12 protein-coding genes are annotated in these 18,594 nt (G+C 66.7%); 4 read left to right on the plus strand and 8 right to left on the minus strand.

The annotated features are described in order from the left end of the window. Positions 1-12 precede the first annotated feature (12 nt). On the minus strand, positions 13-1,659 hold the full coding sequence (locus tag M3I56_RS28210) for an MDR family MFS transporter (protein WP_254356755.1): 1,647 nt from the start codon (positions 1,657-1,659) through the stop codon (positions 13-15). Next, positions 1,595-2,731 carry an HlyD family secretion protein gene (locus tag M3I56_RS28215; RefSeq protein WP_375541806.1) on the minus strand — a complete coding sequence of 379 codons (1,137 nt, stop codon included), beginning with the start codon at positions 2,729-2,731 and terminating at the stop codon, positions 1,595-1,597. Before M3I56_RS28215 ends, M3I56_RS28210 begins: the two co-directional genes overlap by 65 nt. A gap of 95 nt (positions 2,732-2,826) precedes the next feature. Between M3I56_RS28215 and M3I56_RS28220 the strand changes: the two genes are divergently transcribed. From M3I56_RS28220 to M3I56_RS28235, 4 genes are all read left to right on the plus strand, one after another. Beyond that, the gene (locus M3I56_RS28220) at positions 2,827-3,549 is read left to right on the plus strand and encodes a CerR family C-terminal domain-containing protein (RefSeq protein WP_254356756.1); all 723 of its coding nucleotides are present in this window, start codon (positions 2,827-2,829) and stop codon (positions 3,547-3,549) included. A 112-nt stretch (positions 3,550-3,661) separates the two neighbouring features. Further along, positions 3,662-4,297: a LysE family translocator gene (locus M3I56_RS28225; RefSeq protein ID WP_254356757.1), complete on the plus strand. Its 636-nt coding sequence runs from the start codon at positions 3,662-3,664 to the stop codon at positions 4,295-4,297. A 102-nt stretch (positions 4,298-4,399) separates the two neighbouring features. After that, complete coding sequence (locus tag M3I56_RS28230; RefSeq protein ID WP_254356758.1) at positions 4,400-4,966, plus strand: TetR/AcrR family transcriptional regulator; 567 nt, start codon at positions 4,400-4,402, stop codon at positions 4,964-4,966. Between the two features lie 281 nt (positions 4,967-5,247). After that, a complete protein-coding gene (locus M3I56_RS28235; RefSeq protein ID WP_254317596.1) occupies positions 5,248-5,673 on the plus strand; it encodes an organic hydroperoxide resistance protein in 426 nt (141 codons plus the stop codon). A 67-nt stretch (positions 5,674-5,740) separates the two neighbouring features. Here the strand turns inward: M3I56_RS28235 and recD are convergent, their stop codons facing one another. The 6 genes from recD to ugpA form a co-directional block, all read right to left on the minus strand. Then, positions 5,741-7,966 (minus strand): exodeoxyribonuclease V subunit alpha, encoded by a 2,226-nt coding sequence (gene recD, locus M3I56_RS28240; RefSeq protein WP_254356759.1) that lies wholly within the window; start codon positions 7,964-7,966, stop codon positions 5,741-5,743. Beyond that, entirely contained in the window at positions 7,963-11,799 is a 3,837-nt protein-coding gene (gene recB, locus M3I56_RS28245; protein ID WP_254356760.1) for an exodeoxyribonuclease V subunit beta, read from the minus strand. Before recB ends, recD begins: the two co-directional genes overlap by 4 nt. Beyond that, positions 11,796-15,380 carry an exodeoxyribonuclease V subunit gamma gene (gene recC / locus M3I56_RS28250; protein WP_254356761.1) on the minus strand — a complete coding sequence of 1,195 codons (3,585 nt, stop codon included), beginning with the start codon at positions 15,378-15,380 and terminating at the stop codon, positions 11,796-11,798. The genes recB and recC overlap by 4 nt, the downstream gene beginning before the upstream one ends. A gap of 252 nt (positions 15,381-15,632) precedes the next feature. Then, positions 15,633-16,709 carry a sn-glycerol-3-phosphate import ATP-binding protein UgpC gene (locus M3I56_RS28255; protein ID WP_254356762.1) on the minus strand — a complete coding sequence of 359 codons (1,077 nt, stop codon included), beginning with the start codon at positions 16,707-16,709 and terminating at the stop codon, positions 15,633-15,635. A gap of 25 nt (positions 16,710-16,734) precedes the next feature. After that, positions 16,735-17,580 carry a sn-glycerol-3-phosphate ABC transporter permease UgpE gene (gene ugpE / locus M3I56_RS28260; protein ID WP_254356763.1) on the minus strand — a complete coding sequence of 282 codons (846 nt, stop codon included), beginning with the start codon at positions 17,578-17,580 and terminating at the stop codon, positions 16,735-16,737. Continuing rightward, positions 17,580-18,461, minus strand: coding sequence for a sn-glycerol-3-phosphate ABC transporter permease UgpA (gene ugpA, locus M3I56_RS28265; RefSeq protein WP_254356764.1), 882 nt, complete (start codon positions 18,459-18,461; stop codon positions 17,580-17,582). The genes ugpE and ugpA overlap by 1 nt, the downstream gene beginning before the upstream one ends. Between the last annotated feature and the right edge of the window lie 133 nt (positions 18,462-18,594).

Here is an 18,594-nt window from a genome sequence, read left to right on the forward strand (position 1 = left end):
CAGTGATAATCTTCAGTGGCCGCCAGACGACGCTTGTGCGCCGGGCTGCGGCTTCTTGAGCAGGAGCGCGAGCGGCACGCACGTCGCCAGCGCGATGCCGAGCACCCAGAATGTTTCGGAGTACGTGATGACCATCGATTGCTGCGTGATCTGCGCCGCGATCTGGCCGAGCGCCTGCAGTTGCGAATGCGCCATGTCGCCCGTCTGCGTGAACCAGTTGGCCGCGCTCGCGGCCACACGTTCCTGGCCGATGACCGAATTGGCGCTGAGCGATTCGCGCAGCACGGCCGTGTGGAACGCCTCGCGCCTGTCGATGAGCGTGCCGATGATCGCAAGCCCCACCGAGCCGCCCAGATTACGCGCCATGTTGTAGAGACCGGCCGCGTCCCCGGAATCTTCGCGCGACACCGCCGCCATCGAGGCCTGGTTCAGCGGCATCATCGCGAGCATTTGCGCCACGCCGCGCACGAGCTGCGACCAGACGAAATCGTGACCGACGCTCTGCGCCGTGAGCGAAATGTCGAGCATGCAGCTCAGCGTGAAGAGCAGCAACCCGGACACCACCAGGATGCGAAAGTCCACCTTGCCCAGCAAGCGCGGCAGAATCGGCATGACGAGGAACGCGGGCAGCCCCGAAAGCAGCATGATCGCGCCGGACTGCTGCGCGTTGTAGCCGGCAACGAGGCTCAGAAACTGCGGCAGCAGGTACGAAATGCCATAAAGCCCGGCGCCCACCGCGAACACGATGATGATGACGCTCGCATAGCGCGGATTGCGCATGAGCGACAGACGCAGAATGGGCTTTTTCGCGGTGAACTGCGAAAGCGCGATGAGCACCATGCCCGCGAGCGAGACCCACGTGAGCGTGACGATGAAGCTCGATTCGAACCAGCGTTCGCGCTGGCCCTCTTCGAGCACGACGGTCAGCGAACTCAGGCCCACTGCCAGCCCGGCAATGCCGAGCCAGTCCGCCTTGAGAAAGGCTTCCCAGTGCGGCCGGTCGGGTTCGAGCCCGACCAGAAGCAGCGTGATGAGCGCGAGACACACCGGCAAATTGATGAAGAAGCACCAGCTCCAGCTGATGTTTTCCGCGAGCCAGCCGCCCACCACGGGCCCGAGCAGCGGACCGAGCAGCACGATCAGACCGAACACCGTCATGCCCACGGGCAGCTGCGAAAGCGGCAGTCGCGTGCGGATGATGGTCTGGCCGGTAGGGATCATCGCGCCGCCCGTGAAACCCTGGCCAATGCGCCCGGCGATCATCATGCCGAGCGTATTCGACCAGCCGCACATCATCGAAAAGGCGATGAAGAGCGCCGAGTTCGCGAGCAGGAAATTTCGCAGTCCGAACACCCGCGTGAGCCATGCGGCGAGCGGAATCATCACGATTTCGGACATCAGATAGCCCGTGGAGATCCACGTGCCCTCGGTGCCCGTGGCGCCAATCTGCCCCTGGATCTGCGGCAGCGCCGAGTTCGTGATGGAGATGTCGAGCGTGGCCATCAACGCGCCAAGCGCACCCGCCGCGACGGCGATCCAGTCGGCCACGCTCGCGCGCTCGCCATGCGGATGCGGCACCGCTGCGCGAGCCGTATTAGCCACGGTGGTTCTCTTGGTCGATACGGCGGTCGTCCTCACGCGCGGAGCGCGTGTCGACATCGACCGTCACCGACATGCCCGGCAGCAGCACGCTGCGCGTTTCAGGCCCGGTTTCGAGGCGGATGCGCACCGGCACGCGCTGCACGATCTTCGTGAAGTTGCCGGTGGCGTTCTCAGGCGGCAAGAGCGCGAACTGCGCGCCCGTACCCGGCGAGAAGCTGTCCACCACGCCGTGCAGCGTGTGGCCGGGCAACGCGTCGACGTGCAGTTCCACGGGCTGGCCCGCGCGCATGCGGCCGATCTGCGTTTCCTTGAAGTTCGCCGTGAGGTACGTGCGCTGCACCGGCACGACGGTCAGCATGCGCGTGCCCGGCTGCACGTACTGGCCCACGCGCACGGTGCGGTCGCCCACCCGGCCCGCCAGCGCGCTCTTTACCACGGTGTTGTCGAGGTCGAGTTGCGACTGCGCGGCGTTCGCACGCGCCGCCTCGAGCTGCGCACGGGCCTGCGAGAGCTGCGCGTTCAGCGCCGAAATCTGCGAGCGCGCGGACGTGACGGCGGCTGCGTCGGCGGCGAGCGTGGCTTGCGCCTTGTCGCGTTCGCTCTTGAGTTCGGCAAGCCGTTCGGTCGTTTCCGCACCCGTGGCCGCGAGCGGCGCGTAGCGCGCCACTTCGTCGTTCGCGTGGCGCAGGCTCACCTGGGCGACTTCCTGCTGCGCCTGGGTCTGGGCGACGTTCGCTCGCTGCTGCTCGATCTGCGCCTGCGCATGCTCGATGTCCGCCGTGCGCGCATCGACGGTGGCCTGCGCCTGGTCGAGCGCCACCTGATATTGCCGCGCGTCGAGCTTCACGAGCGGATCGCCCGCCTTCACGGCCTGGTTGTCGGCCACGTAGACGTCCGTCACATAGCCGCTCACCTTCGGGGCGATCGTCACGCTGTCGGCCTGCAGATAGGCGTCGTCAGTGGATTCGATGAAGCGCCCGACAACCCACCAGTGACCCAGCCACACCGCTGCGGCGACGAGCGCTGCCAGCCCCAGCAGGATCAGAAGGATTCGTTTCGCGCCGCTCCGCGCAGGCGCAGCGGCGGCGTCCGGCATGTCGCGTCCGGGCGCGCCTGCAGTCGTAGACATGTTGTTGTTTCTCAATTTATTCCAGTCGGCAAAATTATTCCACCTGGAAAAACTGTGTCAAGTGTTATATTTCGCAGGGTTACGAAAGGAAATGCATGAGCGAAGGTAAGAAACTGCGACGTTCGCCCGAAGGAGGCTATGCGCGTGGCGACGAGACACGTCGCAAGATCATCGAGGCGGCCATCAACCTGTTCGGGCAGCACGGCTTCGACGGCGCCTCCACGCGCGACATCGCCGCGCACGCGGGCGTGAACGCGCCGGCGCTGCAGTATTACTTCGAGAACAAGGAAGGCCTCTACCGCGCCTGCGCAGAGTCGATCGCCGACGAATCGTGGCAGTCGTTCGAGCCGGCCGTGCTGCGTGCACGCGAAGCGCTCGCGCGCAACGCGGACACCGAAGCGCTGATCGACGCCTTCATCGACATCCAGTCGGCCGTGGCCGACCGTTCCTTCGTCAAGCAGCACGGGCCGGACCAGCGTCTATTCTTCGCGCGCGAACAGGGCGGCGGCGAACCGGAGATCGGCTCGGAAATCCTGCGCGAGCGCGTACGCTCGCCGCTGAACACCATCAACGTGGAACTGCTCGAACGCATTACCGGCATGCCGGCCTACGATCCGCTCACCGTGGTGCGCATGTTCAGCCTGTATGGGCAGTTTCTGCTTTTCTTCATCGCGCGACGCACCACGCTCACGATGCTCGGCTGGGACGACATCGACAGAGCGAAGGCCGATTTTCTGAAGGTGAGCATCGCGGAACAGACGCGCGTGCTGCTGCACCACTGGAATCGCGAGCGCGACAAGCACAATCGCTCAAGATAACCAGGCACTATTCAGGCGGCTGGCACGATCACGCGGCACCCGTGGGGAGCCCTCGCGGCGCATCCGCGCGCATGTTAGTGTTCGAAATTCCCTCCTGCATGGAGCCGCCAGCATGTCTCCCCTCGCCGCCGTTGCCAGCATTCTCCTCGCTGTTCTACTCGGGGCCATGAGTCCCGGCCCGAGCTTCGTGCTCGTCGCGCGCAACTCGATCGGTCTCTCGCGCCGCGACGGCGTCGCCACTGCGCTGGGCATGGGCACGGGTGCAATCTGCTTCGCGGGCATCGCACTCGCCGGGCTCTACACCCTGCTCGCCACCGTTGCCTGGCTGTATGCCGCGCTCAAGATCGCAGGCGGCGCCTATTTGCTCTACATCGCTTCGCGCATCTGGCGCGGCGCCGGCTCGCCCGTCACGGTGAGCAGGACGGCCACACCGGACGAGCGCCCCGGCAAGTCGTACTGGAGCGGCCTGACCACCCAGTTGAGCAACCCGAAAACGGCCATTGCCTACGGCGGCATCTTCGTCGCGCTGCTGCCGCATAACCCGCCGCTGTGGTGCTACTTCGCGCTGCCGCCGCTCGTCTTCGCGATCGAAACCGGCTGGTACACGGTCGTCGCGCTGTGCTTTTCGAGCCAGCGTCCGCGCGATCTTTATCTGCGCGCCAAGAGCTGGATCGACCGCATTGCTGCCGGCGCGATTGGGGCGCTGGGCCTGCGCCTCATTTTCAGCGCCGGGCATCGCGGGATCTGACGTCGCCCCGCCGGACGCGGCCAGGAGGTCGCGCCCGGCGCACCGGAAGATTTTTTCGTGAGGCGCTTGACAATCTATCTTCCAGTAGATACATTAGCGCCCATGGATACGAAGTTGACAGTGCGCGAGCAGGTTCTCGACCACGCCATCACCCTCATGATGCTGCGCGGCTACAACGGGTTCAGCTATCGCGACCTGTCGGAGTTGGTGGGCGTGAAAACGTCGAGCATCCACTATTACTTCCCGTCGAAAGACGACCTGGTGCTGGAAGCGGTGAGCCAGTACAGCGGTGAAGTCATGGCGGGATTGCAATCGATCGACGCTACGCTCCCGGCGCGCGAAAAGCTCGCTACGTACACGCGGCTCTTCGGCAAGACGCTGGGCGACGGCAACCAGATCTGTCTGTGCGGCATGCTGGCCGCCGACATCGAGTCGCTGCCGGAAACCGTGCGTCAGGCTGTGCAAGCGTTTTTCCGCGCCAACGAAAACTGGCTGGCCGAGGTGCTGGCTCAAGGCGCGAAAGAAGGCACGCTGGTCGTGAGGGGCAAGCCCGAAAACTCGGCGCGTACGCTGTTCGCGGCCTTGCAGGGCAGCGTGCTGGCGAGCCGGCTGTTTCACACGAAGTCGCGCCTCGAAGATGTCGAAGCCATGTGGCGCGTGGCTCAGTAACGTATTCTTGCCCGTAAAACGGGGCGGCTAGCCGCCTCTTTTATTGGGCCATGAATTCTATCTTCTGATAGATAGCTAGAAAGAGGAGCATCATGAACGTATTTCGACGGCCGGAAATCTATCTGATGATAGATAGAATTCAAAAATTCACGACCGGAAATTCGCAAGCGCTGCTCTTCTGCTGGACCCTGGTGCACAAGGTTGTCGCCTTGCACCACTAAATTGAATGCCGTACTCCGCCGTACCCTTCAACGAACCGTCTTTGCTCAAAGGAGCCTGTCATGTCGATCGAAAAAGTTCTCTACCGCGCCGAAGCCAACGTCACCGGCGGCCGCGATGGCCGTGCCGTCATTCCCGCCAGCAACCTGGACCTGAAGCTCACCACGCCGCGCGAACTCGGCGGCGCGGGCGGTGACGGCACGAACCCCGAGCAACTGTTCGCCGCGGGCTACAGCGCATGCTTCATCGGCGCGATGAAGTTCGTCTCGGCGCGCGACAAGATTTCCCTGCCCGCCGATCTCTCGATCACCGGCAATGTCGGCATCGGCCAGATTCCGAATGGCTTCGGTATTGAAGTCGAACTGAAGATTTCGCTGCCCGGCATGGATCGCGCGGCCGCGCAGGCCCTCGTCGACAAGGCGCATATCGTGTGTCCGTATTCGAACGCCACGCGCGGCAACATCGACGTGACGCTCACCATCGTCTAAGCCGCGAGCCGCAGGCAGCACGAGTCGAGGGCCGCCATGAGCGGCCCTCGGTTTATTTGCCGGCCGCTCACGCAGTCTGAGCGTCGCGCGCGAGTCCCGCCATGAGGCCGCTTGCCCGCTGCACCTTGGCGAGCACCGCGCGATCGAGCACGGAGCGCCCCTCGGGCACCGCGAGCGTGAGAAACGAACGCGCACGCGTAATGCCGGTGTAGACGAGTTCGCGCGTAAGAATGGGGCTGTACGTATCGGGCAGCACGAGTGCGGCGTGGGTGAACTCCGAGCCCTGCGATTTGTGGACGGTGAGCGCGAACACCGTCTCCACGCCCTGCAGCCGGCTCGGCGAGACCCACTTCACGCCACCCGAGCCGTCGCCGGCCGGGAAGGCCACGCGCAACACGGGCGGCTCGCCCGCTGCAACGGGCAGGTCGAGCGCGATGCCGATATCGCCGTTCATGAGCCCAAGCTCGTAGTCGTTGTGCATGACGAGCACGGGCCGGCCCGCGTACCAGTCGCCGTGCGGGTCGATGAGCCCTTCTTCGTGCAGCAGGCGCGCCACGCGGCGGTTCAGGCCTTCGACGCCCCACGGACCGCGCCGCAGCGCGCACAGCAACTGAAACGCGCCATGCGCCTTAAGCACGCCAGCGGCCCAGCCGGACAGTGCCTCGGGCGTCGCGCCAGGTTCGGGCCGGGTCGTGCGCATCGTTTCGAGGTAGTGGCGGTAGCCCAGGCGCTGCGATTGCGCGGCGCTGTGTTCGCCCACGCGGCCATCGACGATCAGCGAGCGCAACGGGCCGTCATCGTCGGCGGGACACACGAGGCGCGCGAGATCCTCGTAACCGCGCGACCAGATCTTCGCGACCCCCACGGTATCGCCCATGTTGACGAGTTCGGCCAGTGCGCCGATGCCGCTCTCCGATGCGAAACGATGGCTCTCGCGCAGCATCGCGATGGCCTGGTCGAGCGGCAGGCCGTGCGCGTCGAGCATGGCCGCGTCGATGCGCTCGCCCGTGGCCGCTTCGAGCCACGCCCGCGACGCCTGCGTGTAGTGCCCTTCGCGCGCACGGTCGCACAATTCGCCCAGCACCGCCCCAGCCTCGACCGAAGCGAGCTGATCCTTGTCGCCAAGCAGGATGAGCCGCGCGGTGGGCGGCAGCGCGTCGAGCACGGCGGCCATCATTTCGAGGTCGACCATCGAGGCCTCGTCGATTACGAGCACGTCCACGGGCAGCGGATTCGCGGCGTCGTGCCTGAAGCGCCGGCTGCCGGGCCGCGTACCGAGCACGCGATGCAGCGTGGTCACGACGGTCGGGATCGCATTGCGCAGCGCCACGGCATCGACGTGCGCCTGCAGCGCATCGAAGGGCAGCCGCTCCACCGCGCCCGCGATCGATTCGTTCAAGCGCGCCGCGGCCTTGCCGGTGGGGGCGGCAAGCCGGATGCGCAAGGGCCGCGCGGCACGCGTTCCCTGCCCCGCACGGCCGAATGCGAGTGTCTGCAGGAGTGCCAACAATCTCACGACCGTCGTCGTCTTGCCCGTGCCCGGCCCGCCCGTGACGATGCTGAACGCGCTGCGCGCGGCGAGCGCGCAGGCGAGCTTCTGCCAGTCGGCAGCGCGCGCAGCTTGACCAGCTCCTGGCTCGCCGTTACGCGGCGCAAACAGCGCGTCGAGCGCCGCGTGCGCGACGTCGAGCGGCAACGCGGCTTCGAGCTGCGAAGCGCGTGTGAGCCGGCGCTCGATGCCCTCCCGCACGTCCTGCTCGTATTGCCAGTAGCGCCGCAAATAGAGCCGTGTGTCCGCAAGCACGAGCGGCGCATTGCCTTGTGCCACGTCGGCAATCGCCGTCTCCTCGCTCACGAGATCGGGCACCGCGAGCGCTGCGCGCCACTGCGCGAGTGTCACGCCCGCGAGCACTTCGGCAGGCGGCTGCGCCGGCACCGCGGCCAGCATTTGCGGCCCGTCGGGCGGCAGGGACAACGCGAACGCCGGATCTTCCAGCGTGGCCTTCAGGTCGAGACACACATGACCGCGCCCAAGCTGATGGCTCGCAAGCGCGGCCGCCAGCAGCAGCAACGGCGGACTGTGCGGCGCTTCCGTCCACAAGAAGCGTGCGAACGCGGCATCGAGCGTACGGAGCCAGCCGCGCTCGACCCAATTGTCGAGCACGCCGAGCATCTGCGCGGCCGTTTCGCGCGCGGCGCCCAGCCTCGGTTGCGGCGCGGCGTCCGGCATGTCCAGATGCTCGAACAGATCGCCGGTGAGGCCGTCCTGCCCTTTCGTGCGGCGCCTCGTCATGCCACATCCTCCAGCGTATCGCGACGCGAGAAGAGCGCGTCGAGTCGTTCGATCAGTTCGCGCGGCGGCCGCTCGCAATGCAGCCCCTGTCCCGGCGCGCGGCCGCCGCGCAGGAACAGATACACGGCGCCGCCCACGTGACGGTCATAGTCGTAGTCGGGCAGGCGCGACTTGAGCAGCCGGTGCAGCGCGAACAGATAGAGCACGTATTGCAGCTCGTAACGCGAATGCAGGATCTGCGCGCGCATTCTCGCGCTCGTGTAGGAAGCATCGTCGGGGCCGAGCCAGTTCGACTTGTAGTCGGCCACGTAATAGCGGCCTTCGTGTTCGAACACGAGATCCATGAAGCCCTTGAGCATGCCGTTGAGCGTGGCGGCGTCGAGCGCGGGGCGCGCCTCGCCGTCCAGCGTGAATTCGGTGACGAGCGCGTCGATTGCGAGCGTATCGACGGCATGCGCCGTGACCCAGAACTCCAGTTCGGCCATATACGCGCCGGGTTCGAACGCCGCGAACGCCACGGGCGCCACGCGCTCGCCTTCGATGTCCGGCAGACGCAGCGGCGTGCGCACGAGTTCCAGCATCCACGCCGTGAGCGTCTCGATCCAGTGTGACCAGCCGCGCACGCTGCAGCGGCGCGCGACCATGTCGCGCACGCGCGCTTCGTCCCGCGCGATTTCGGCGAAGCCTTCGTTGGCGGCCCATTCCATCAGTTCGTGCAGAAAGGTGCCCGCGTCGGCGCCGCGCTCGAAGCCGTGCATCGGCGCAAGCGCGGGTGCGACGAGCGCCTGGCCGGCGCTTGCGAATGCTTCTTCGTCCTCGGGCGGCACGCTCGCCTCGAGCAGTTCGAGGAACACGTCCTCGCTGCGCGTGTCGGGCGCGCCGCGCGCATCGTCCGCTTCGACAGGAACGCCCGAACCGATCGACGTTTCGAGCGTCTTCAGGCTCGAATAGCTCGCGATCCACCAGCGTTCGCGCTCGCGATGCGTGAGCATGCGCGCCTCGCCGCGCACGGCACCGGTGTCGCGCAGCGCGAGCACGTCGCGGCGCGCTTCGGGGGCGGGCGCGACGGCGATGTCCGCGCACGGGCCGCGCAAGGTTTCGAGCAATGCTTCGGTTTCCTCAGCAGAAATGGCCGTGCCGCCGCCCAGCAGATAACCGAACGCGCTCGCCTCGACGCCCTGCACCGGTCCATAGCCGACCCAGGTCGCGTAACGCGCGCGCGTCAGTGCGACGTAGAGCTTGCGCAGATCTTCGCCGAGGCGCTCGCGATCGGCCTGGCGCAGCACGCGCGCGTCGGCCTGGAGCGTGACGCGCAAATCGCCCTCCTCGTCGTGCCACTTGAACGGCACGTCGTCGGGCTTGACGGCGCGGTGCGCGCACGCGAACGGCAAAAACACGAGCGGATATTCCAGGCCCTTCGACTTGTGGATCGTCACCACCTGCACGAGTCCCGCATCGCTTTCCAGACGCAACTGGCGCGCGTCGCCCCCGCCGCCCGCGCTTTCATCTTCGCGCTGCTCGTCGAGATAGCGGATCAGCGCGTGCTCGCCGTCGAGCTGCGTGCTCGCCTGTTGCAGCAGTTCGGCGAGATGCAGCAGGTTCGTGAGTGCGCGCTCGCCATTGAGCCCGGCACCAGCCGCCTCGCCAAGCAAGCGCTGCGGCACGTGAAAGTCGTTGAACAAGCGGCGCAACATCGGCAGCACGCCCTTCCTGCGCCAGCATTCGCGGTACTCGCGGAACTGCAGCACGCGCGACTCCCACGCGATCTCGTCGTGCCCGAGCCGGTCGAGTTCGGCCCATGCGAGCCCGAGCGTGGCCGTAGCGAGCGCCGTGCGCACGAGGCGGCCGTCGTCGGGCTCGGCACAGGCAGCGAGCCAGAAGCGCAGTTCCTCGGCCTGCGGCGTCTGGTACACCGAGTCGCGATCCGAGAGATAGACGCTGCGCACGCCGCGTGCGGCCAGCGCTTCGCGTATCGCCCGCGCCTCGCTGCGGTTGTTGACGAGCACCGCCATGTCGGCGGGCTGCAACGGCCGCATGCCGCGTTCGCCCGAGAAACCCGCGGCCTGCTCCTGGCCGAGATTGAGCAGGCGCACCATCTCGGTCGCGCAGCTGCCCGCCATGCCCGCGAGATACGCGCCCTTGCTGAGCGGCTTGCCATCTGCGGCAGTCGGCATCCACCAGACGTTGAGCGCGGGCAGCGCCGCGCCGGCGGCAACCAGCTTCTCGGGCCGTCCATGCGCATCGGCAGCGACGAACGGCAACGCGTTATCGCATCCATCAGGGCTGCGAAACAAAAACGCACCGCTGCCCTCGGGCCGCGACTCCGCCGCCTCGAAGCAACGGTTCACCGCCTCGACCATCGCGCGCGTCGAGCGGAAATTCTTCTTGAGCGTATAGAGCCGACCTTCGCAGGCACGGCGCGCGCGCAGGTAAGTGTAGATGTCGGCGCCACGAAACGCATAGATCGCCTGCTTCGGATCGCCGATCAGGATGATTGCCGTCCCGGTGTCGTGTTCGGCGATACGATAGACCGCGTCGAAGATCTGGTACTGAACCGGATCGGTGTCCTGAAACTCGTCGATCAGCGCGACCGGGTACTGCTTGCGGATGATTTCCGCGAGACGCGGGCCGTTCTCCCGCTGCAGCGCCGCGCGCAGCCGCGTGAGCAGATCGTCGAAGCCCATTTGCGAGCGGCGCGCCTCTTCTTCCTCGAAGCGCTTCGCCACCCAGCGCGCCGCGTGGCACAGCAGGTCCTGTTTCGCCTCGGGCGGCGAAGCGAGCGACTCGCGCAAGCGTTCCATCGCCACGAAGGCCGCATGCTCGGGCGGCTCGCCCTTCACCCAGATCTCGGCGAGGCCCGCGGGCGTGAGGCGCGTCCACACGGCTGCCTTGTCGTCGAAGCCCGGATGCGCGGATTCGGGATCGTTGGCCCAGTCGCGCAGCTTGCCGACCCATGTTTCGCCGTGCTTCGAATTGAGCTTTCTGGCGTCGAACTGTTTCGCGGCACGCGCCGCGTTGAGCAACGCCTCGACCTCGTCGATCCAGACGCGCCACGGCGCCTTCAGCGTTTCAAGTTCGTCGCGGGCGCGCTGGCGGGCGTCTGCGAGTGCCGCGTCGGGGTCGCATGCATCGGGCAGAAGCTCGGCGTGCGCGAGCAACCCGCGTATCGCACTGTGCAATTCGTCGGGACTCGAGAACCATGCCCTCACTTCGGCGGCGCTCGCCGCGTCGAGCGGCGCCATGAAGGTGCGCCAGTAGTCGCGCACGACTTCCGCGCGCAATTCCGTCTGGTCGGTTTCGAGCGTCTGCGAAAAGAGGCTGTTGCTGTCGAACGCGTGCTCGCTCAGCATGCGGTTGCACCAGCCGTGGATCGTCGAGACCGCGGCCTCGTCCATCCATTCGGCCGCCAGTTGCAGGCGGCGTGCGCACGCGGGCCACTGCTCCGGCGAGTAGTCCTCGCGCAGGTCGTGCAACAGGTCTTCTCCCGGCTCGCGTCCGGGCACGTCTTCAGGCTCGACGCGGAAGCATTCGGCGGCTTCGATGAGGCGCGCGCGAATGCGCTCGCGCAGTTCCTTCGTGGCCGCATCGGTAAACGTCACGACGAGAATTTCGGGCGGCGTGAGCGCGCGTCCCGCCGTGCGCGCCTCGTCATCGAAATCGGCTTCGTCGCTTGCTGCGTTGAGCGCGCCGTGCCCCAGCACGAGGCGCACGTACAGCATGGCAATCGTGAAGGTCTTGCCCGTGCCCGCGCTCGCTTCGATCAAGCGGCTGCCGTAAAGCGGAAAGCGCAGCGGCTCCAGGACTTGTGCGTCCATATTCCCGAGCGGATTCATGCCGTCCCTCCTGCCCCGCTCGAGGCCCGCTTGGTACGCGACGACGCGAGCGGCGCGCGGCTTACCGGCAGCAGCAGCGTCGTGGCGAGCGTGATGAAATCGTCGTCGGCGACGAGCGCGTCGAAAGCGGGGAAAGCGCGGCGCAAATACGCATTCGTCTCGCGCTCGCCAGGCGTGCGGCCATTGCCCTCGTAGACCGCCCGTGCGGCTTCCCACGCTTCGGCAGGCACCGTCGCGCGCGTGCCGTCGAATGGATCGGGCAACTTGCGCAGCCATGCAAACGCGGTCCTCACCGCGAGCGGCAAGGGCCGGCGCGCACCGTTGTCCCATGCGGCAAGCAGCGCGAGCAGATAGTCGCGCGCAACCTGCGCGTCGAGCGGCGCGAACTCCGCCACGCCCACCTTGCTCACGATCACCGTGGTCACCGGCCCGGCCGCGATCTGCGCGGCCACGTGCGCGACCCAATACGGCACGAGACGGTCGCTCCGATAGCGGCTGTCCTTCACGAGCGTGCCCGGCTCCAGAATCACGCGGCCGAGTGCGCCGTCCGGACCCGCACGCAAATCGTCGAGCCAGTCGTCGAGCGAAACGATGCGGCCTTCCAGCGTCGCGTCGAGACGAATTTCGTATTGACGCTCGAGCGGCTCGGGCCAGCGCGCGAGCGCCTTGCGATATTCGGCGAACAGCTCGGGCATGGGCGCGAGCAGTTCTTCGCCGATCACCTCGCCAAAGCCGCCGGTCGCGAGGTCGCCGCTGCGATGCATGCGCTCGAGGCGCGCAAGCGCGGCCGGTTCGAGATCGTCTTCGCCGCGCTCCATCGCCAGGACCTGCGCGCGGATCAGTTCGCCCTGGAGCTGCCACGCCTGCAACGCGTCCACCTCGAAGGGCTCGTGATTTTCGCTCGCCGCGTCTTCGCTTTCGAAGGCCACGCGCAGACGCTGCCGGAAGAAGCTGCGAACCGGCTCGCGCAGGAATTCGCCGAGCTCGCGAATCGACAGCGGCTCGTCGCGTTCAGTCGGCGCGAGGACTTCGGCGTTCGCTTCAACCGCGGGCCGCACCTGTGCGGGCTTGCTCCACTCGTGCGCGTACGTGTATAGCGTTGCCTCTTCCGGCCGCGGCGGGAAATAATCTGGGCTGAACGGCTGCAGGCGATGCTCGATGGTCAACGCGTCGAGCAGCGCTCCGCCATCGTCGTGTTCGTCGCCTTCGAGCCGCCAGCCGGCCTTCAGATGATCGCGCAACTGTCCGACCAGCACCGAAGGCGGGCGCGGCGTGTTGTCGGTCACGCTGCGCCCGATCCACGAAACATGCAGATGGTCGCGCGCCGAGAGCAGCGCTTCGAGGAACAGATAGCGGTCGTCTTCGCGGCGCGAGCGGTCGCCGGGACGATAGTCGCGGCGCATGAGGTCGAAGTCGAGCGGCGTGCGGCTGCGCGGATAGTCGCCGTCGTTCATGCCGAGCAGGCACACGCGCCGGAACGGAATCGCCCGCATCGGCATGAGCGTGGCGAAGGTCACCGCGCCCGCGAAGAAGCGCTGCGAGAGGCCGCCGCCTTCGAGGGCCGCGAGCCAGTTCTCCGCGACGATGGCGAGCGGCAAGGTCTGCGTGAGCGCGGCTTCATCGCAGGCCTCGCGCCACGTTTCGAGCGCGCCGTCGAGGCGGTCGAGCGTGTAGGCGTCTTCGTCCTGCGCCGCGAAAAACGCCGCCTTCAACGCGCGCAGACGCTCGCACCACGCTTCCACCGTGGCCGGTTCGCGCAGCGTGCGCCACGAGTGGTCGAGCGCATCCACGAGGCGCGTGAGCGGGCCCAGCAACGCGGCGTCGAGGCCGCCGATCTCGCTGTACGGCTCGATGCCGCGCCATGCGCCCGCACGCTCGCCCGCGGCGTAGCCGAGCAGCATGCGCCGCAAACCGAACGCCCAGCTGTTGGGTGCGCTGAGTTCGTCGGCCTGGGGGAGCCCGAGGCTCGCACGCTGGCCCGCATGCAGGCCCCAGCGGATATTCGCGCCGTCGATCCAGTTGCGCAGCGTGGGAACGTCTTCGGCGTCGATGCCAAAGCGCGCACGCACGGCCGGCACTTCGAGCAGGTCGAGCACGTCGCTCACCGTCACGCGCGAGTACGGCAGCGCTAGCAGCATTTCCAGCGCGCCGATGAGCGGGTCGAACGCGCGCTGCGCGCGGTCGGCCACGCTGAACGGAATGCTGCGCGGATCGTTGCCGTCGAGCAGGCCGAACACGGCCTGGATATGCGGCGCGTAGACCTCGATGTCGGGAACCATCACGATCACGTCGCGCGCACGCAATGTGGGGTCCGCCGCAAACGCGGCGAGCAGGCGGTCGTGCAGGATCTCCACTTCGCGCTGTGCGCTATGTGCAACGTGAAAGCGAATCGATTCGTCTTCCTGCGCATTGACCGGTTCCCAGTGCTCGCGCGTTTCGCCGAGCGGCCGCAGATCGCGAATGTCGTCCTGCAACTGCGAGAGCAGCGTGAGCGCGTCTTCGCCGTCGAACAGATCGATACGCTGGCCAATGCGCGTGAAATGCGGCGTGTAGGTCTCGCGCGCTTCGTCGCTATCGTATTCGTCGAGCAGGCCGATAAAGTCGCGCCCCTGCTTGCCCCAGGCCGCGAGTAACGGCTGCGAATGCAGATGCAGCTGCGCCTCGTCGAGCTGGTCGGGCGCCCCCGCGCGGCGGCGCTGGCGCGCGTGGCGTGCGCGCAGCAGGTCCTGGTCGGCGACGATGTCGGCCCAGTAGTGCATGCACGGGTTATGCACGCACATCAGCACCTGGCTCCAGCGCGCGAGCGCCGCGAGGACTTCCACCGACTGGCGCGCGAGGCTCGAAATGCCGAACACCACGAGCCGGCGCGGCAGGCCTTTCGGCCGGGCGTCGCCCTCCTGCCATGACTGCGCGCGCGCCATGAACGCTTCGTGCACGGCGGCGCGCCCCGTGTCGCGCAAGCCGATGCCGTCTTGCGCCTGCGCGCTCACGTCCGCGAGCAGCGCGCGCCAGAGCGCCGCCTGCCAGCGCGCCTCCTCGGGCAACGGCACGCGCGCATTGCGCGCATCGATCAGCACGTCCTCGTTCGCGGCCCACGCGGCGAGCCAGTCCGCGCGATAGACCTGGTACTGGTCGAGCAGATCCGCCACGCGCTGCGCGAGCTGGAAGCACTTGCGCTGGTCCTCGTCGTTGGCCATGAAGCGCTTGAGCGGCTGATAGCCCGGCTCGTCGAGCAGTGCCGGCAGCATACGCATGAGACGCCAGACGAGGCGCGACTTGTCGAACGGCGAGACCGCGGGCACCGCGTCGTTGCCGAGCACGGCGCGATACACCTGCCACAGGAAACGCGACGGCAGCGACATTTCGAACGCCGCCGCGATCCCGCAGCCGCCCTCCTCGGGATCGGCGGCAAACGCGAGCTTGAGCCACTGCGCGATGCCGTTGCTCTGCACGAGGAACATTTCCTTTTCGAGCGGCGCGATCGGGTTCTGGCCGATCCAGCTCACGATCAGGTCGCGCATGCGCTCGGGCTGATTGCCGTGAACGAGCATCAGCCCGGTGGGCAGGTCGCGCGCGCTCAAGCGAGGCTCCGGCGCGCCTGACACACGTTACGCGCGGGTTGGGCAGATGGGGCGAGGAAGCGGAGAAAAAGGATTGCGGCCATGTCGCCTGTTCGTGTTTGGTGCCTGTACGTGCAGTACGCGCCGGTACTTGCCGATACGAATGGCGCAGGCGGCATTGCGCCTGCGCAATGCCACAGTTTACGACAATCGGGAGCGCGGCGAGCGCCGCATTCGCGCGCACGCCGCGGTGTTGGCACCGGCAGGCACGGCCTAGCCCAAACGCTTGCCCGTGGCCGGATCGAAGAAATGCAGGCGCGCCGGCGGCAAGTGCACCGCCAGCCGCTCGCCGGGCGCGGGCCGCGTTTCGTGCGGCAGACGCACCACCACATCCGCGCTGCCCCAGCGGCCGTGCGCGAGGTTGTCCGCGCCGAGCAGCTCACAAGTCTCAACTTCGAGCGTGACCGGCTCGTTGGCGCCGCGCGCGTGCATATGCTCGGGCCGCACGCCCAGCACGCATTCGGCGCCCTTCGGCAGCCAGGCCGGCGCCTCGCCAAGCGGCAGATGCGGCCCGCTGCCCGTGATTTCGAAGCGCCGGCCGTCGTCGCTCACGCGCCCGCGCAACAGGTTCATGGCCGGCGAGCCGATGAAGCTCGCCACGAACATCGAAGCGGGCCGGTCGTACACTTCGCTGGGCGTGCCGATCTGCTCCGCGCGCCCGCCGTTGAGCACCATCACGCGCTGTGCGAGCGTCATCGCCTCGATCTGGTCGTGCGTGACGTACAGGCTCGTCGTACGCAAACGCGCATGCAGACGCTGGATTTCAAGGCGCATCTGCACGCGCAGCTTCGCGTCGAGGTTCGAGAGCGGCTCGTCGAACAGGAACACCGAAGGCTCGCGCACGATCGCGCGGCCCATCGCCACGCGCTGGCGCTGGCCGCCCGAAAGCTCGCGCGGCTTGCGCTCCAGCAGCTTGCCCAGTTCCAGGATCTCGGCGGCCGCCGCCACGCGCGAGTCGATCGTCGTGCGGTCGAGCCCTTGCAGCTTGAGGCTGTAGCCCATATTGCGCGCGACCGTCATGTGCGGATAAAGCGCGTAGTTCTGGAACACCATGGCGATGTCGCGATCCTTGGGCTCCACGCGATTGACCACTTTCTCGCCGATGGCGATCTCGCCCGACGTAATGGTCTCCAGCCCCGCGACCATGCGCAGCAGCGTGGACTTGCCGCAGCCCGACGGGCCGACGAGCACCATGAACTCGCCGTCCGCCACCTGCACGTCGATGCCGTGCAACACCTGTTGCGCGCCGTCGTACGACTTCGTGACGCCCCGTATGCTCAATGCCGCCATGCCGTCCCCCGAATTGCATTCATGCTTATTTCTCCACATCCACGAGGCCGCGCACGAACCAGCGCTGCATGGCCAGCACCACCACGAGCGGCGGCAGCATGGCGATCATCGTCGCGCACATCACGAGATGCCATTGCGTGGCCGCGTCGCCGCTCGAAATCATGCTCTTGATGCCCACCACGGCGGTCGTCATCGAAGCCGTGCTCGACATGAGAATCGGCCACAGATACTGGTTCCAGCCGTAAATGAACGTGATGACGAACAGCGACGCGATGTTCGTTCTGGAAAGCGGCAGCACCACGTCCCAGAAGAACCGCAGCGGCCCCGCGCCGTCGACACGCGCGGCCTCGATCAACTCGTTGGGCAGCGTTAGGAAGAACTGGCGGAACAGAAACGTGGCCGTGGCCGAGGCGATGAGCGGCAGCGTGAGGCCCGCGTAAGTGTTCGTGAGATGCAGCGTGGCCGCGACTTGCACCGTGGGGAAAATGCGCACTTCCACGGGCAGCATGAGCGTCACGAAGATCAACCAGAACGCGAGACGCCGGAAAGGAAAGCGGAAAAACACGATCGCATAGGCTGAGATGATCGAAATGGCGATCTTGCCCACCGAAATCACGAGCGCCGTGATGACGCTGTTCATGAGCATCGCGCCGAACGGGCTCGCCGCGCTGCCCGTGCCCACGTTCCACACGGTGGCCATGTTTGCGAGCAGATGGGTGCTCGGCACGAGCGAGAGCGGCACTGAGAAGACTTCTTTCTCGTTCATCGTGGCGGCGCAAAACGCCACGTACACGGGGAAGGCCACCACCGCCACGCCGAGCAGCAGCATGGCGTGGCAGAACAGGTTGAAGTATTTGCGGTTCTCGACCATCAGTACTGAACCCGTCGTTCGATGAAGCGGAACTGGAAGATCGTGAGCGCGGTAACGATCAGCATCAGCACGACCGATTGCGCGCCCGAACTGCCGATGTCGAGCCCGCGAAAGCCTTCGTCGAAGATCTTGTAGACGAGCGTGCGCGTGGCCTGGCCAGGCCCGCCGCCCGTAGCCGCATCGATCACGGGGAAGGTGTCGAACAGCGCGTAGACCACGTTCACCACGAGCAGAAAGAAGCTCGTGGGCGAGAGCAGCGGGAACGCAATGCCGAAGAACCGCCGCACAGGGCCCGCGCCGTCGATGGCGGCCGCCTCGAAAAGCGATTGCGGAATCGACTGCAGGCCCGCATAGAAGAACAGGAAGTTATAGCTGATCTGCTGCCAGACCGATGCGACCACAACGAGCGTCATGGCCTGGCCGGGGTTGAGCGCGTGATTCCACGTCACGCCCAGGCGTGCGAGCGCAAAGGTCACGAGGCCGATGCTCGGGTTGAACAGAAAGCCCCACAACACGGCGGCAATGACAGGCGCGACCGCATACGGCCAGATGAGAAACGTTTGATAAAAGCGTTTTCCGCGCGTCACATGGTGCGCCATGGCTGCCAGCAGCAGCGAAACGGCGAGGCCGCCGAACGTGACGAGCGCCGTAAAAACGAGCGTCGTCTGGACCGAGGCCAGATAGAGCGGATCGCGCAGGAGCCGCGTGAAGTTGGCGAAGCCGACGAAGACGGACGACGTGCCGAAGGCGTCCTGGGCCTGGGTGGACTGCAAGAGCGCCACCCCGGCCGGCCACAGGAAAAAGATCACGGTCACCGCAAGCTGCGGGCCGACGAGCAGGTACGGCAGCAGGCTCGCCCCAAAACGGGAGCGTTGTTCCATTGCGTCACTCTCCTCGAGTGGCGGCGTTCGGACGGGCGCGAACACCGGTTGGCGCGGCTTGCTTATCGAATTGAGCCGCTTCGTGGGCGGCGCCGCGTTCGCATTCTAGCCGAGACTCGTGACCATGCGGATC

This window comes from Paraburkholderia sp. CNPSo 3281 (assembly GCF_024206515.1).
Lineage (GTDB): Bacteria > Pseudomonadota > Gammaproteobacteria > Burkholderiales > Burkholderiaceae > Paraburkholderia > Paraburkholderia nodosa.